The sequence below is a fragment of the Pseudomonas ekonensis genome (assembly GCF_019145435.1).
Taxonomy (GTDB): Bacteria; Pseudomonadota; Gammaproteobacteria; order Pseudomonadales; family Pseudomonadaceae; genus Aquipseudomonas; species Aquipseudomonas ekonensis.
Genome location: NZ_JAHSTS010000002.1, coordinates 1,575,781 through 1,591,052, shown reverse-complemented (window position 1 = coordinate 1,591,052; position 15,272 = coordinate 1,575,781). Strand labels below are relative to the sequence as shown.

13 protein-coding genes are annotated in these 15,272 nt (G+C 66.2%); 12 read left to right on the top strand and 1 reads right to left on the bottom strand.

Features of this window, described 5'->3' with window-relative positions:
- Window positions 1-65 precede the first annotated feature (65 nt).
- The 7 genes from mreC to tldD all read left to right on the top strand — a co-directional run bounded on the left by mreC (window position 66) and on the right by tldD (window position 10,148).
- Window positions 66-1,208 carry a rod shape-determining protein MreC gene (mreC, locus tag KVG96_RS20375; protein ID WP_217894256.1) on the top strand — a complete coding sequence of 381 codons (1,143 nt, stop codon included), beginning with the start codon at window positions 66-68 and terminating at the stop codon, window positions 1,206-1,208.
- Complete coding sequence (mreD, locus tag KVG96_RS20370; protein ID WP_217893661.1) at window positions 1,208-1,699, top strand: rod shape-determining protein MreD; 492 nt, start codon at window positions 1,208-1,210, stop codon at window positions 1,697-1,699. The genes mreC and mreD overlap by 1 nt, the downstream gene beginning before the upstream one ends.
- Window positions 1,700-1,789: 90 nt before the next feature.
- Entirely contained in the window at window positions 1,790-2,386 is a 597-nt protein-coding gene (locus tag KVG96_RS20365; protein WP_217893660.1) for a Maf family protein, read from the top strand.
- A gap of 58 nt (window positions 2,387-2,444) precedes the next feature.
- Window positions 2,445-3,902 (top strand): ribonuclease G, encoded by a 1,458-nt coding sequence (gene rng, locus KVG96_RS20360; protein ID WP_217893659.1) that lies wholly within the window; start codon window positions 2,445-2,447, stop codon window positions 3,900-3,902.
- A 75-nt stretch (window positions 3,903-3,977) separates the two neighbouring features.
- Window positions 3,978-7,781: a YhdP family protein gene (locus KVG96_RS20355; protein WP_217893658.1), complete on the top strand. Its 3,804-nt coding sequence runs from the start codon at window positions 3,978-3,980 to the stop codon at window positions 7,779-7,781.
- Between the two features lie 58 nt (window positions 7,782-7,839).
- The gene (locus KVG96_RS20350; RefSeq protein WP_217893657.1) at window positions 7,840-8,700 is read left to right on the top strand and encodes a carbon-nitrogen hydrolase family protein; all 861 of its coding nucleotides are present in this window, start codon (window positions 7,840-7,842) and stop codon (window positions 8,698-8,700) included.
- A 5-nt stretch (window positions 8,701-8,705) separates the two neighbouring features.
- A complete protein-coding gene (tldD, locus tag KVG96_RS20345; RefSeq protein WP_217893656.1) occupies window positions 8,706-10,148 on the top strand; it encodes a metalloprotease TldD in 1,443 nt (480 codons plus the stop codon).
- A gap of 51 nt (window positions 10,149-10,199) precedes the next feature.
- Here the strand turns inward: tldD and yjgA are convergent, their stop codons facing one another.
- A complete protein-coding gene (yjgA, locus tag KVG96_RS20340; RefSeq protein ID WP_085578578.1) occupies window positions 10,200-10,724 on the bottom strand; it encodes a ribosome biogenesis factor YjgA in 525 nt (174 codons plus the stop codon).
- 108 nt (window positions 10,725-10,832) lie between these two features.
- On the opposite strand from yjgA, the gene pmbA reads away from it, so the two are divergent.
- The 5 genes from pmbA (at window position 10,833) to KVG96_RS20315 (ending at window position 15,253) form a co-directional block, all read left to right on the top strand.
- Window positions 10,833-12,179, top strand: coding sequence for a metalloprotease PmbA (gene pmbA / locus KVG96_RS20335; protein WP_437180509.1), 1,347 nt, complete (start codon window positions 10,833-10,835; stop codon window positions 12,177-12,179).
- A 229-nt stretch (window positions 12,180-12,408) separates the two neighbouring features.
- A complete protein-coding gene (locus KVG96_RS20330; protein WP_217893654.1) occupies window positions 12,409-12,816 on the top strand; it encodes a FagA protein in 408 nt (135 codons plus the stop codon).
- Window positions 12,797-14,173, top strand: a complete 1,377-nt coding sequence (locus KVG96_RS20325; protein ID WP_217893653.1) for a class II fumarate hydratase — start codon at window positions 12,797-12,799, stop codon at window positions 14,171-14,173. Before KVG96_RS20330 ends, KVG96_RS20325 begins: the two co-directional genes overlap by 20 nt.
- Window positions 14,174-14,199: 26 nt before the next feature.
- Window positions 14,200-14,640, top strand: coding sequence for a DUF2753 family protein (locus KVG96_RS20320; protein ID WP_217893652.1), 441 nt, complete (start codon window positions 14,200-14,202; stop codon window positions 14,638-14,640).
- A 1-nt stretch (window position 14,641) separates the two neighbouring features.
- Entirely contained in the window at window positions 14,642-15,253 is a 612-nt protein-coding gene (locus KVG96_RS20315; protein ID WP_217893651.1) for a superoxide dismutase, read from the top strand.
- Window positions 15,254-15,272 lie beyond the last annotated feature (19 nt).

The window sequence follows — 15,272 nt, the reverse complement described above, 5'->3', positions numbered from 1 at the left end:
GTTTTCATCCAGGCCGGTTTGATGCCGTATGAATAAACAGAACATCTGCCCGGAAGGAGCGGCCTATTAAACCGCTTTTCGCCAAGGGCCCCTCATTGGGCGTGCGCCTGCTGGTGCTGGCCGTGCTGTCGGTCGCGCTGATGGTGGTCGATGCCCGCTTCAGTCTGCTCAAGCCTGCGCGCAGCCAGATGTCGCTGGTGCTGATGGACGCCTACTGGATCACCGACCTGCCCGGACGGCTCTGGGACGGTGTCGCCAGCCAGTTCGGCAGCCGCACCGAGCTGATCGCCGACAACGAAAAACTCAAGACCGAGAACCTGCTGCTGCAGGGCCGCCTGCAGAAGCTGGCCGCCCTCACCGAGCAGAACGTGCGCCTGCGCGAGTTGCTGAACTCGTCAGCGCTGGTCAACGAGAAGGTCGAGGTCGCCGAACTGATCGGCATGGACCCGAACCCGTTCACCCACCGCATCATCATCAACAAGGGCGAGCGCGACGGCGTGGTGCTCGGCCAGCCGGTGCTCGACGCCCGCGGCCTGATGGGCCAGGTGGTCGAGCTGATGCCGTACACCTCCCGCGTGCTGCTGCTGACCGACTCCACCCACAGCATCCCGGTGCAGGTGAACCGCAACGGCCTGCGGGCCATCGCCAGCGGCACCGGCAACCCGGAGCGCCTGGAACTGCGCCATGTGGCCGACACCGCCGACATCAAGGAAGGCGACCTGCTGGTCAGCTCCGGCCTGGGCCAGCGTTTCCCGGCCGGCTACCCGGTGGCGACGGTCAAGGAAGTGATCCACGATTCCGGCCAGCCGTTCGCCATCGTCCGTGCCGTGCCGACCGCCGCCCTGAACCGCAGCCGCTACATGCTGCTGGTGTTCAGCGACAACCGCACCGCCGAAGAGCGCGCGAACGACGCGGCCCAGGCCCAGGAAAACCTCGACGCCCTCGGTGGCGGCCCGGTGATTCCGGCGACCGTGCCCAAGCCGGTCACGGTGCCTGCGGCGACCCCGGCGGCGGCCAGCCCGGCCGCTGCGGCCCCAACGGCCGCAACCCCGGCCAAGCCTGCGGCCGGCAAGCCGCCGGCGTCGGCCCCGGCCGCCACGAAACCGCCAGCCGCCACCGCCGCCAAGCCACCGGCCGCCCAGCCTGCTGCGCGACCGGCGGCCAAACCGCCGGCCGCTGCGCCAGCCACCACCGGGAGACAGGAATAATGGTCGGGGCCACCGCTTCCCGTAACGGCTGGATGGTCTGGCTGACGTTCTTCATCGGCATGCTGCTCAGCGTTTCGCCGTTGCCGCAGTTCATGGAAATCCTGCGCCCGCTGTGGCTGGCCCTGCTGCTGGCGTTCTGGGCGCTGGCCTTGCCGCAGAGGGTCGGCATGGTCACCGCGTTTTGCCTGGGGTTGGCCGAAGACGTGCTGTACGGCACGCTGCTGGGGCAGAACGCCTTGATCCTGACCCTGATCACGTTCCTGGTGCTGTCGTTGCAGCAGCGCCTGCGGATGTTCCCGATGTGGCAGCAGAGCCTGGTGATCCTGGTGATCTTCGGCCTCGCGCAACTGGTTCAGCTGTGGCTCAGCGCCTTGACCGGCAACCGTCAGCCGACGCTGGCGCTGGTGCTGCCGGCGCTGGTCAGCGCGTTGCTCTGGCCTTGGGTCAGCTTCGCTTTGCGTGGGTTGCGCCGCCGCTACAAAATCAATTGATCTGCCCAGGCATGCGCCCGTGACGGCGCCTTGCCTCGCCAAACGGAAATGGCATGTGCGAGGCAGGGCACCAAACAGGGAGATGTCTTGATGAAGCCGCTTTACCTCGCCTCCGGCTCACCGCGCCGGCGTGAACTGCTCACGCAGATCGGCGTGCCGTTCACCGCCGTCAGCGCGGACATCGACGAAACCCCGTCACCCCATGAAACCCCGTCCGCCTATGTCGAGCGCCTGGCCCGCGGCAAGGCCGAGGCCGGCCGCCGTGCCGTCGGTTCGAGCGACGGGGGCTGCGTGCTGGGGGCCGACACCGCCGTGGTGCTGGACGGCAAAATTCTCGGCAAACCGGTGGACGAAGCCGATGCATGCGCCATGCTGATGATGTTGTCCGGCAGGGAGCATGAAGTGCTGACGGCGATCGCCTTGGTCGAGGACGGCCGCTGCGAGTCGCAAGTGGTGCGCAGCCGGGTGCGTTTCCGCGCGATCGGCCAAACGGAGGCCGTCGCCTACTGGGCCAGCGGCGAACCCCGGGACAAGGCCGGCGGCTACGGCATCCAGGGCCTCGGCGCGGTGTTCGTGGCGGGCCTGGACGGCAGCTATTCGGCGGTCGTCGGTTTGCCGTTGTGCGAAACCGCAGAACTGCTGGGCCATTTCGGCATACCCTGTTGGCAAACCCTGAACGCGCAGTGAGCGCCGTGCGGATCAAGATGCGGCCATTACCGTGAACACGCCTGAACGAGACCCTGCCATGAGTGAAGAGATCCTGATCAACATCACGCCGATGGAATCGCGCGTGGCGGTGGTCGAAAACGGTGTGCTGCAAGAAGTGCATGTCGAGCGCACGCAAAAACGCGGGATCGTCGGCAACATCTACAAAGGCAAGGTCGTGCGCGTGCTGCCGGGCATGCAGGCGGCGTTCGTCGATATCGGCCTGGACCGCGCCGCGTTCATCCACGCCTCGGAAATCTCCCTGCGCGAAGGGCCGGCGGTGGAGAGCATCGGCGCCCTGGTGCACGAAGGCCAGAGCCTGGTGGTGCAGGTGACCAAGGACCCCATCGGCTCGAAAGGGGCGCGCCTGACCACCCAGCTGTCGATCCCGTCGCGTTATCTGGTCTACATGCCGCGCACCGCCCATGTCGGCATTTCCCTGAAGATCGAGGACGAAGCCGAGCGCGAACGCCTCAAGCAGGTGGTCAGCGACTGCGTGGCCAAGGAAGACATCAAGGAAGCCGGCGGCTTCATCCTGCGCACCGCCGCCGAAGGCGCCGGGGCCGACGAGATCCTGATGGACATCCGCTACCTGCGCAGGCTCTGGGACCAGATCAGCGCCCAGATCAAGACCATCGGCGCGCCGAACGTGATCTACGAGGATCTCGGCCTGGCCCTGCGCACGCTGCGCGACCTGGTCAGCCCGAAGATCGAGAAGATCCGCATCGACTCCCGGGAGACCTTCCAGAAAACCACGCAGTTCGTCGCCGAACTGATGCCGGAGATCGCCGACCGCCTGGAGCATTACCCGGGCGAGCGGCCGATCTTCGACCTGTACGGCGTAGAGGACGAGATCCAGAAGGCCCTGGAGCGCAAGGTGCCGCTCAAGTCCGGCGGCTATCTGGTGGTGGATCCGGCGGAAGCCATGACCACCATCGACGTGAACACCGGAGCGTTCGTCGGCCACCGCAACCTCGAAGAGACCATCTTCAAGACCAACCTCGAAGCCGCCACCGCGATCGCCCGGCAACTGCGCCTGCGCAACCTGGGCGGGATCATCATCATCGACTTCATCGACATGGAAGACGAAGAGCACCAGCGCCAGGTGCTGCGCACCCTGGAAAAGCAACTGGAGCGCGACCACGCCAAGACCAACATCATCGGCATCACCGAACTGGGTCTGGTGCAGATGACCCGCAAGCGCACCCGCGAGAGCCTTGAGCAAGTGCTGTGCGAGCCGTGCAGCAGTTGCCAGGGGCGCGGCAAGCTGAAGACCCCGGAAACCGTTTGTTACGAGATTTTCCGTGAGATCCTGCGCGAGGCCCGAGCCTATCAGGCCGAGGGCTATCGCGTGCTGGCGAACCAGAAAGTGGTGGATCGGCTGCTCGACGAAGAGTCCGGCAACGTTGCCGAGCTTGAAGCGTTCATTGGCCGCACCATACGCTTTCAGGTAGAAACCATGTATTCCCAGGAACAATATGACGTGGTGCTGCTCTGATCCCCTGCGTCGCCTTTGTCCTGAAACGGCTGGCCTCAGCTTTTCGCAGTTTTTTTGCCATGGGAGCCAACTGACATGGAGCGTCTGACCCGTATTCTGGCCGCACTCACCCGCTGGGGATTGGGCCTGTGCGCGCTGGCACTGGTGTTGATGGCGTTGTACGTCAGCCTCGGCCGGGAACTGGCGCCGCTGGTGGCCGAGTACCGCGCCGACGTCGAGCAGAAGGCCGGCGCCGCCCTCGGCATGCCGCTGCAGATCGGCGAGCTCGAAGGCGATTGGAGCGGATTCGCGCCGATCCTGCTGGCCCACGACGTGACGGTCGGCGAGGGCGCCAATACCCTGCGCCTGGATCGGGTGCGTGCCGTGCCTGATCTGTGGGCCAGCCTGTTGGCCCGGGAAGTGCGCATCGCCCACCTCGAACTCAACGGCCTGAAGATCAGCCTCAAGGAAGGCGAAGACGGCAGTTGGGCCCTGGAAGGGTTGCCGGTCAAGCAGGACCAGCCGCTGGATCCGCAGCAATTGTTCGACCGCATGCAGATCGTGCAGCAGCTGTCCGTGCTCGACAGCCAGGTGACCTTGCAGCCGCTCGATCACGCGCCGCTGACCTTCACCTACGTCGGCCTCAACCTCAAGACCGGCGCCGTCCGCCAGCGGCTGGACGTGCGCCTGACCCTGCCCGACGGCCAGCCGGTGGCGACCAGCCTGCGCACGCGGATCCGCGCCGGCCAGTGGCAGGACAGCGCCGTGGAGGGCTACCTGAGCCTGCCGCAGAGCGACTGGGCCAAATGGTTGCCGGAGCGCCTGACCCAGCAGTGGAATTTCTCCCAGATCAAGGCCGGCGGCGAACTGTGGATCGACTGGCGCGAAGGAACGCTGCAGAGCGCCGCCCTGCGCCTGAACGCGCCGCAGCTGACCGGCGCCTATGCCGAGCGCAAGCCGATCCGGATCGACAACCTGGCCCTCAACGCTTACTACGAGCGCAACCGCGACGGCGCCACCGTCACCCTCGATTCCCTGGCGATGAACTTCGGCGAAACCCGCTGGGAATCCCGAGTGCAGATCAAGCAGACCGCCGCCAGCGACAAGGCCGAAGAACTGTGGCACCTGCAGGCCGACCGGGTCGACCTGACGCCGATCACGCCGTTGCTCAATGCCCTGGGGCCATTGCCGCAAGGGTTCGCCACGGTGGTCGAGCGCCTGAAGGTGACCGGCGGACTGCGCAACGTGCTGCTGGATGTGCGCCCCAACGCCACCGACGACTCGCGGTTCAGCTTCGCCGCCAACCTCGACCGGGTCGGCTTCGACGCCTACCACGGCGCCCCGGCGGCGCGGAACGTCAGCGGCAGCCTCAGCGGCAACTTGGGCGGCGGCGAGTTGCGGATGGACAGCAAGGACTTTGTCCTGCACCTGGACCCGATCTTCGCCAAGCCGTGGCAATACATCCAGGCCAACGCCCGCTTGACCTGGAAGCTCGACAAGGAAGGCTTCACCCTGATCGCGCCGTACCTGAAGGTGCTGGGCGAAGAGGGCAAGATCGCCGGCGACTTCCTGATCCGCCTGCATTTTGAGCACGACCAGGAAGACTACATGGACTTGCGCGTCGGCCTGGTGGACGGCGACGGACGCTACACCGCCAAGTACCTGCCCCAGGTCCTCAACCCGGCCGTCGACGAATGGCTGCGCACCGCGATCCTCAAGGGTGCGGTGGATCAGGGCTTCTTCCAGTACCAGGGGTCGCTGAACAAGGGCGCGGCCGACGCGGACCGCAGCATCAGCCTGTTCTTCAAGGTGCATGACGCCGAACTCGCGTTCCAGCCGGGCTGGCCTCATGTGAGCAAGGTCAGCGGCGACGTGTTCATCGAAGACAGCGGCATCCGGATCGTGGCGCAGAAGGGCCAGTTGCTCGACACCCAGGTCAGCGACGTGTTCGTCAACATTCCCCACGCGCCGGAAGGCGAACACAGCCATTTGCTCCTCGACGGCGCGTTCGCCGGCGGACTGGGCGACGGCCTGAAGATTCTTCAGGAAGCGCCGATCGGCACCGCCGAGACCTTCGCCGGCTGGGAAGGCGAGGGCGAACTGACCGGCAAGCTGAAGCTGGACGTGCCGCTGGCCAAGGGCGATGCGCCGAAGATCCTCGTCGACTTCAAGCCGGCCAACGCGCGGCTGAAGCTGGCCGAGCCCAAGCTTGAGCTGACCCAGCTCAAGGGCGATTTCCGGTTCGACAGCGCCAAGGGCCTGAGCGGGCAGAACATCGCTGCGCGGGCGTTCGACAAGCCGGTGACCGCGCAGATCTTCGCCGACGGCGGCCCGGGCCGGCTCAAGACCCGCGTGGCCGCCTCCGGGCAGGTCGAGGTGAAGAAACTCACCGACTGGCTCGGTGTGACCCAACCGTTGCCGGTGTCCGGTACGGTTCCCTATCAGTTGCAGGTGAACCTGGACGGCGCCGACAGCCAGTTGATGGTCAGCTCCAGCCTCAAGGGCGTGGCGGTGGATCTGCCGGCGCCCTTCGGCATGCCGGCCAGCACCGGGCGCGACACGGTGTTCCGCATGACCCTGCAAGGGCCGGAGCGGCGCTACTGGGTCAATTACGATCAGTTGGCCAATTTCACCTTCGCGGCGCCGCCGGGCAATTTCGCCGACGGCCGCGGGGAGCTGTTCCTCGGCGCGGGCGAGGCGGTGTTGCCCGGCGGCAAGGGGCTGCGGGTGCGCGGCGTGCTGTCGGAACTGGACGTCAAACCGTGGCAGGATCTGGTGGACAAGTACGCCGGCAAGGATCCGGGCGGCAGCGCCAGGCAACTGCTGAGCAGCGCCGATTTCAAGGTCGACAGGCTTACGGCGTTCGGCACCACGCTGGATCAGGCGTCGGTGCAGCTCAACCGCAAGGCGGGTGCCTGGGCGCTGGCGCTGGACAGCCGGCAGGCCAAGGGCACGGTCGCGATCCCCGACGCCAATGGCGCACCGATCGCGGTGAACCTGCAATACGTGCGCCTGCCGGCGCCGGATCCGGCGGTGCAGGCTGACGAAAACGCGCCCGATCCTCTGGCCTCGGTCGATCCGAGCAAGATTCCGGCGCTGGACATCACCGTCAACCAACTGTTCCAGGGCCAGGACCTGGTGGGCGGCTGGTCGCTCAAAGTGCGGCCGACCGCCAAGGGCATCGCCCTGAGCAACCTAGACCTGGGCCTCAAGGGCATCCTGCTGCAGGGCAGCGGCGGCTGGGAAGGTACGCCGGGCGCCACCAGCAGTTGGTACAAAGGCCGGATCGGCGGCAAGAACCTCGCCGACGTGCTCAAGGGCTGGGGGTTCGCGCCGAGCGTGACCAGCGAAGAGTTTCACATGGACGTCGACGGCCGCTGGCCGGGCTCGCCGGCGTGGCTGGCGACCAAGCGCTTCTCCGGCACCCTCGATGCGTCGCTGAACAAGGGCCAGTTCGTCGAGGTGGAGGGCGGCGCCCAGGCGCTGCGGGTGTTCGGCCTGCTCAACTTCAACTCCATCGGCCGGCGCCTGCGCCTGGACTTCTCCGACCTGTTCGGCAAAGGCTTGAGCTATGACCGGGTGAAGGGCCTGCTGGTGGCGACCAACGGCGTCTACGTGACCCGTGAACCGATCCTGCTGACCGGGCCGTCGAGCAACATTGAGCTCAACGGCACCCTGGACCTGGTCGGCGACCAGGTGGACGCCCGGCTGCTGGTGACCTTGCCGGTGACCAACAACCTGCCGATCGCAGCGCTGATCGTGGGAGCGCCGGCGGTCGGCGGCGCGCTGTTCCTGATCGACAAGCTGATCGGCGACCGCGTGGCGCGGTTCGCCAGCGTCAAGTACACGGTCAAGGGCCCGTGGAAAGAGCCGAAAATCACCTTCGACAAGCCCTTTTGAACAGCCAGGCCCGGTACCGATGGAGTAGCATGGCCGCAAACCTCTTGCGGAGTGCGCCATGTCTTTAGCGGTGATTCAAATGGTCAGCCAGAGCGATGTGCCGGCCAACCTGCGCGATGCCCGTCGCCTGCTTGAGCAGGCGGCCGAAGCGGGCGCGAAGCTGGCGGTGCTGCCGGAGAACTTCGCCGCCATGGGCCGCCGCGACATCGCCGACATCGGCCGCGCCGAAGCGCTGGGCGAGGGGCCGATCCTGCCGTGGTTGAAACAGACCGCACGCGACCTCAGGTTATGGATCGTGGCCGGCACGTTGCCGCAGCCGCCGGTGGGCCAGCCTGCGGCGAAGTCCCATGCCTGCTCGCTGTTGGTCGATGACCGGGGCGAAATCGTTGCGCGGTACGACAAGCTGCACCTGTTCGATGTCGATGTGGCGGACAATCGCGGCCGTTACCGCGAATCCGATGACTATGCTTATGGCAGCGGCGTGGTGGTGGCGGACACACCGGTGGGCCGGTTGGGGCTGACGGTGTGCTACGACCTGCGCTTCCCGGAGCTGTACAGCGAACTGCGGGCCGCCGGCGCCGAACTGATCACCGCGCCGTCGGCCTTCACGGCGGTGACCGGCGCGGCGCACTGGGAAGTGCTGATCCGCGCACGGGCCATCGAGACCCAGTGCTACGTGCTGGCGGCGGCCCAGGGCGGGACGCATCCGGGGCCGCGCGAGACGTTCGGCCACGCAGCCATCATCGACCCGTGGGGCCGGGTGCTGGCGCAGCAGGACACCGGCGAGGCCGTGCTGCTGGCCCTGCGCGACAGCAGCGAACAGGCGTCCATCCGGGCGCGGATGCCGGTGGCCACCCACCGGCGGTTTTTCTCGCAGGGCGCGCAGCGGCCTGCTTCAGAACACGAATTTAAGGCGTAGAACCTATGAGCGAGTTGTTGTCCTCAGTCAGTGACCACCTGTTGGCGCCCGGCGGCGTGACCATCGAGAGCCTGCAAGGCGTGCTCGGTGACCTGGCCGGCCCCGGCATCGATGCCGCCGACCTGTACTTCCAGGGGCAGATTTCCGAGTCCTGGTCGCTGGAAGACGGCATCGTCAAGGAAGGCAGCTTCAACCTCGACCAGGGCGTCGGCGTGCGGGCGCAGTCCGGCGAGAAGACCGGCTTCGCCTACAGCAACGCCATCACGCTTGAAGCGCTGGGCGCTGCGGCCCGCGCCGCCCGCTCGATCTCCCGCGCCGGGCAGGACGGCAAGGTGCAGGCGTTCACCACCCAGGACGTCGCGCAGTTGTACGCGCCGGACAATCCGCTGGAAGTGCTGACCCGCGCCGAGAAGGTCGACCTGCTCAAGCGCATCGACGTCGCCACCCGCGCCCTCGATCCGCGCATCCAGCAGGTCAGCGTGAGCATGGCCGGCGTCTGGGAGCGGATCCTGGTGGCCTCCACCGACGGCGGGCTGGCGGCGGACGTGCGGCCGCTGGTGCGCTTCAACGTCAGCGTGATCGTCGAGCAGAACGGTCGCCGCGAACGGGGCGGCCATGGCGGCGGCGGGCGCACCGACTACCGCTATTTCCTCGCCGAAGACCGTGCCATGGGCTATGCCCGTGAGGCGCTGCGCCAGGCGCTGGTCAACCTGGAAGCGATTCCGGCGCCGGCCGGCACGTTGCCGGTGGTGTTGGGTTCGGGCTGGTCTGGCGTGCTGCTGCACGAAGCGGTCGGCCATGGCCTGGAAGGCGACTTCAACCGCAAGGGCAGCTCGGCCTACAGCGGCCGGATGGGCGAAATGGTCGCCTCCAGGCTCTGCACCATCGTCGATGACGGCACTTTGAGCGGTCGCCGCGGCTCCCTGAGCGTCGACGACGAAGGCACCCCGACCGAGTGCACCACCCTGATCGAGAACGGCGTGCTCAAGGGCTACATGCAGGACAAGCTCAACGCCCGCCTGATGGGCGTGGCCCGCACCGGCAACGGCCGGCGCGAATCCTACGCGCACCTGCCGATGCCGCGGATGACCAACACCTACATGCTGGGCGGCGAAAGCGACCCGGCGGAAATCATCGCCTCGGTGAAGAAGGGCATCTACTGCGCCAACCTCGGCGGCGGTCAGGTCGACATCACCAGCGGCAAGTTCGTGTTCTCCACCAGCGAGGCGTACCTGATCGAGGACGGCAAGATCACCGCGCCGGTCAAGGGTGCGACTCTGATCGGCAACGGCCCGGAGGCCATGAGCCGGGTGTCGATGGTCGGCAACGACCTGGCGCTGGACAGCGGCGTGGGCACCTGCGGCAAGGACGGGCAATCGGTGCCGGTGGGCGTGGGCCAGCCGACGCTGAAGATCGACGCGATCACCGTGGGCGGCACGGGCGCCTAAGAAGGGAAGGGGCTACGGGTGGCGCCTTGGGCGGCCACCCGGTGACGATGATCAACGCAGGCCGCGTTGGGTCTCGTCCAGCTCTCGGATGTACTTGAAGATTTTACGGCTGGAGGCCGGCGGCTTGTTGCGCGCCACCTCGTGCTGGGCCTGACGGATCAGGGAACGCAGTTGCTGACGGTCGGTCTCCGGGTATTCGGCGACGAACTTCTCCAGCACCGCGTCGTCGCCGCCGATCAGGCGGTCGCGCCAGCGTTCGAGGTTGTGGAAACGCTCGTTGTACTGGCGGGTGGAGGCGTCGAGCTGGTCGAGCAGCACCAGAATGGCGTCGGTGTCCTGGTCGCGCATCAGCTTGCCGATGAACTGCAGGTGCCGTTTGCGTGCGATGTGCGCCACGTGCTTGGGCGCATCGGCCAGGGCCCGGCGCAACGGGTCGGTCAATGGCAGTTTGGCCAACAAGTCGGGCTTGAGGGTCGTGAGGCGCTCGCCGAGGTCAACCAGAGCATGCAGCTCGCGTTTGACCTGGGATTTGCTTTTTTCTCCCGTATCGAGGGAGTCGTCGTAAGAATCAACCATGGTGGCAGTCCGCAAAGAAACGCCGCCATGATAACCAGTCGGGGGCCGCTTGTCCGGCCCGGTCGCTCGATGGCCCCAGCCGAAAGCAGAATTTGAGTGGAGATGAGCATGAGTGCAGTTGAAAGCGTCGGCCCGCAGGCATTGCCTGCCCTGCAGGAACAGGTCGAGCAGATCCTCGCCGAAGCCAAGCGCCAGGGGGCCAGCGCCTGCGAAGTGGCGGTGTCGCTCGAGCAGGGGCTGTCGACGTCGGTGCGCCAGCGCGAAGTCGAGACGGTCGAGTTCAACCGCGACCAGGGCTTCGGCATCACCTTGTATGTCGGCCAGCGCAAAGGCTCCGCCAGCACCTCGGCGACCGGGCCGGACGCGATCCGCGAAACCGTCGCCGCCGCGCTGGCCATCGCCAGGCACACCTCCGAGGACGAAGCCTCGGGCCTTGCCGACGCCGCGCTGATGGCCAGGGACGTGCAGGATTTCGACCTGTTCCACGCCTGGGACATCACCCCCGAGCAGGCCATCGAGAAAGCCCTGATCTGCGAGGCGGCGGCGTTCGACGCCGATGCGCGGATCAGGAACGCCGACGGCACGACGCTGAGCACCCATCAGGGCTGCCGCGTCTACGGCAACAGCCACGGCTTCGTCGGCGGCTACGCCTCGACCCGGCACAGCCTCAGTTGCGTGATGATCGCCGAGGCCGACGGCCAGATGCAGCGCGACTACTGGTATGACGTGAACCGCCAGGGCAGTCTGCTGGCGGATCCGGTGAGCATCGGCCAGCGTGCCGCGCAGCGGGCGGCGAGCCGTCTGGGCGCCCGCCCGGTGCCGACCTGCGAAGTGCCGGTGCTGTTCTCGGCCGAGCTGGCCGGCGGTCTGTTCGGCAGTTTCCTGTCGGCGGTGTCCGGCGGCAGCCTGTACCGCAAGGCGTCGTTCCTCGAAGGCTCGCTGGGGCAGAAGCTGTTTCCGGAGTGGCTGACCATCGATGAGCGCCCGCACCTGATGCGCGCCATGGGCAGCGCGGCCTACGACGGCGACGGGCTGGCGACCTATGCCAAGCCGTTCGTCGAAAAGGGCGAGCTGGTGTCGTACATCCTCGGCACCTATTCCGGCCGCAAGCTCGGCATGCCGAGCACCGCCAACGCCGGCGGCGTGCACAACCTGTTCGTCACCCATGGCGATGAGGACCAGGCGGCGCTGCTGCGGCGCATGGGCCGGGGCCTGCTGGTCACCGAACTGATGGGCCACGGCCTGAACATGGTCACTGGCGACTACTCGCGCGGAGCGGCGGGGTATTGGGTCGAGAACGGCGAAATCCAGTTCGCGGTACAGGAAGTGACCATCGCCGGCAACCTGCGCGACATGTTCAAGCAGATTGTCGCAGTGGGCAATGATCTGGAACTTCGCAGCAATATTCGCACAGGATCGGTGCTGATCGAGCGAATGACCGTCGCGGGCAGCTAAGCCCGACCGTTGCGCAAAAAGGCGCGCCATCCAAAAGGTGGCGCGCCTTTTTTTGTGTCCGGAATGCAGGATCGCCGGAGCGCCTGGCGGCGCCTGCATTGACGCCATCGCCCGTGTGAAGGGGTGACCGCTTTGGCACCGGTGAGGGGATCGTCGAGATTTGGTTGCCCTTGTTTTGGTTCTCATTATCATCTAATAATAAATCTCATTATCGGATGAGCCAGGAATCATGAGTTCTGCCTTGCACGAGCAGCCTTACCTCGAAAGCTGGCGCTGGATGAGCCGCCAGATCCGCTGTGCGATGGATCCGGACGAACCGCGCCTGATCGACCATTACCTCGCCGAAGGCCGATACCTGGCCTGCTGTACGACGACGTCGCCCTGGACGATCGCCGAAACCGCTTTCCGTCTGCTGATGGACACCGCCAACGACATCGCCTTGCCGTGGCACTGGCGCAGCCTGTGCCTCGATCAGGCCTGGCGCCCCCTGCGCGAGATGGAGCGCCTGTCCCTGTGCAAATGCCGGCTCAAGCGCTGGCAAAGCTTCACCTGGCAACTGGCGACCTGCGAGTTGCTTCCTTCGATTCCCCTCATTGAACTAGTCCAAGGATTCACCGATGACCAAGACACGTATTGAGCGCGACAGCATGGGCGAACTGCAGGTGCCGGCGGACGCGCTCTACGGCGCGCAGACCCAGCGGGCGGTGGATAACTTCCCGATCAGCGGCAAGCCGATGCCCACCCAGTTCATCCGGGCGCTGATCCTGGCCAAGGCCGCCGCCGCCCGGGCCAACGTTGAGCTCAACCAGCTCAGCGCCGCTCAAGGCAAGGCCATCAGCGACGCCGCCCAAGGCTTGCTGGAAGGCGACTTCATGCAGCATTTCCCGGTGGATGTCTTCCAGACCGGCTCCGGCACAAGTTCCAACATGAACGCCAACGAAGTGATCGCGACCCTGGCCAGCCGTCTGCTGGGCGAGCCGGTCAACCCGAACGATCACGTCAACTGCGGCCAGAGCAGCAACGACATCATCCCCACCACCATCCATGTCAGCGCCGCCCTGGCCCTGCACGAGCAACTGCTGCCGGCGCTGCTGCACCTAGTGCAGGTGATCGAGCATAAGGCCGTTCAGGTCCACCACCACGTCAAGACCGGCCGCACCCACTTGATGGATGCCATGCCCGTGCGGATGAGCCAGGTGCTCAACGGCTGGGCTCAGCAGCTCAAGGCCAACGTCGGGCACCTGCAGGATCTGTTGCCGAGCCTGCAGTCCCTGGCCCAGGGCGGCACGGCGGTCGGCACCGGGATCAACGCGCATCCGGAGTTTGCCGGGCGTTTCAGCCGTCACCTGAGCCAGCTCACCCACGTGCAGTTCACGCCGGGCAAGGATCTGTTCGCGCTGATCGGCTCGCAGGACACCGCCGTCGCCGTCTCCGGCCAGCTGAAGGCCACCGCCGTATCGCTGATGAAAATCGCCAACGACCTGCGCTGGATGAACTCGGGCCCCTTGGCCGGCCTGGGTGAGATCGAGCTGGAAGGCTTGCAGCCTGGCTCGTCGATCATGCCCGGCAAGGTCAACCCGGTGATCCCGGAAGCCACCGCCATGGTCGCCGCGCAAGTGATCGGCAATGACGCGGCCATCACCGTCGCCGGCCAGTCGGGAAATTTCGAGCTGAACGTGATGCTGCCGATCATCGCCCAGAACCTGCTCGACAGTATCGAACTGCTGGCCAACGCCAGCCGGCTGCTGGGCGACAAAGCCATCGCCAGCTTCAAGGTCAACGAGTCGCGCCTCAAGGAAGCGCTCTCGCGCAACCCTATCCTGGTGACCGCGCTCAACCCGATCATCGGTTACCAGAAGGCCGCCGAAATCGCCAAGCAGGCCTACAAGCAGGGCCGCGCGGTGATCGACGTCGCGCTGGAGCACACCGACCTGTCGCGCAGCGAACTGGAAGCGTTGCTCAACCCCGAAAAACTCACCGCCGGCGGCGTGTAAGCGCCGCACCGCTTTGGAGGTTCACCATGGAGCACTGGAAACGCACGATCGAACGGGCCAATCGCTGCTTCATGCTGGGCGAACTGATCGATGCCCGCGAAGCCTATCTGCAAGCCCTGGCCCTGGCTCAGGTGCTGTTCGAGCGCTGGGCGGACGCCGACGAAGCGGTGGCGGCCTGCGTCATCTCGCACCACAACCTGGCGGACCTGCACCTGCGCCTGAACCAGCCGGAGGAGAGCGCCGAATACCTGTGCGCCATCCATCAGCGGCTGCTGCAGGCCATGCAGGACGCACGCCTGCGCCCGGCCCTGCGCGAAGCGGCGCTGCGCCAGAGCAGCAAGACCTATGTCGAGCTGCTCAATTTCATCAGTGAGCACGGCGAATACCCGCGCACCCAGCGTCTGCTGCATCCGGACGCCGGCAATGCGCGCCGGCCGTCGGCCTCACACCACCATGGAGTCCATTGAAATGGCTTTTACCCTGCCTGCCTTGCCCTACGCCTACGACGCGCTTGAGCCGCACATCGACGCGCAGACCATGGAGATCCACTACACCAAGCATCATCAGACCTACATCAACAACCTCAACGCCGCCGTCGAGGGCACGGAATACGCCGGTTGGCCGGTGGAACGGCTGGTCGCCAGCGTCCGGCAACTGCCGGAAAGCCTGCGGACGGCGGTGATCAACCAGGGCGGCGGCCACGCCAACCATTCGCTGTTCTGGGAAGTGATGGTGCCCGACGGCGGCGGTGCGCCGGACGGCGCGCTGGCCAAGGCCATCGACGAGCAACTGGGCGGTCTCGACGCTTTCAAGGAAGCGTTCACCAAAGCGGCGTTGTCCCGCTTCGGCAGCGGCTGGGCCTGGCTCAGCGTCACCCCGGAGAAAAGACTGCTGGTGGAGAGCAGTGGCAACCAGGACAGCCCGCTGATGAACGGCAACACGCCGATCCTCGGCCTCGACGTCTGGGAGCACGCCTACTACCTGCGCTACCAGAACCGCCGGCCGGAATACATCAGCGCGTTCTACAACGTGATCAATTGGCCGCAAGTCGCTGCGCGCTATCAGGCGGCGCTGGCTTGAGTCCCCGATAAAAACAATT

What these genes read in the sequence shown, in the direction of transcription:
- mreD (WP_217893661.1), top strand. Translation starts at nt 1,208, where the DNA reads ATGGTCGGGGCCACCGCTTCCCGTAACGGCTGGATGGTCTGGCTGACG.
- KVG96_RS20365 (WP_217893660.1), top strand. Translation starts at nt 1,790, where the DNA reads ATGAAGCCGCTTTACCTCGCCTCCGGCTCACCGCGCCGGCGTGAACTG.
- rng (WP_217893659.1), top strand. Translation starts at nt 2,445, where the DNA reads ATGAGTGAAGAGATCCTGATCAACATCACGCCGATGGAATCGCGCGTG.
- KVG96_RS20355 (WP_217893658.1), top strand. Translation starts at nt 3,978, where the DNA reads ATGGAGCGTCTGACCCGTATTCTGGCCGCACTCACCCGCTGGGGATTG.
- KVG96_RS20350 (WP_217893657.1), top strand. Translation starts at nt 7,840, where the DNA reads ATGTCTTTAGCGGTGATTCAAATGGTCAGCCAGAGCGATGTGCCGGCC.
- tldD (WP_217893656.1), top strand. Translation starts at nt 8,706, where the DNA reads ATGAGCGAGTTGTTGTCCTCAGTCAGTGACCACCTGTTGGCGCCCGGC.
- yjgA (WP_085578578.1), bottom strand. Translation starts at nt 10,724, where the DNA reads ATGGTTGATTCTTACGACGACTCCCTCGATACGGGAGAAAAAAGCAAA.
- pmbA (WP_437180509.1), top strand. Translation starts at nt 10,833, where the DNA reads ATGAGTGCAGTTGAAAGCGTCGGCCCGCAGGCATTGCCTGCCCTGCAG.
- KVG96_RS20330 (WP_217893654.1), top strand. Translation starts at nt 12,409, where the DNA reads ATGAGTTCTGCCTTGCACGAGCAGCCTTACCTCGAAAGCTGGCGCTGG.
- KVG96_RS20325 (WP_217893653.1), top strand. Translation starts at nt 12,797, where the DNA reads ATGACCAAGACACGTATTGAGCGCGACAGCATGGGCGAACTGCAGGTG.
- KVG96_RS20320 (WP_217893652.1), top strand. Translation starts at nt 14,200, where the DNA reads ATGGAGCACTGGAAACGCACGATCGAACGGGCCAATCGCTGCTTCATG.
- KVG96_RS20315 (WP_217893651.1), top strand. Translation starts at nt 14,642, where the DNA reads ATGGCTTTTACCCTGCCTGCCTTGCCCTACGCCTACGACGCGCTTGAG.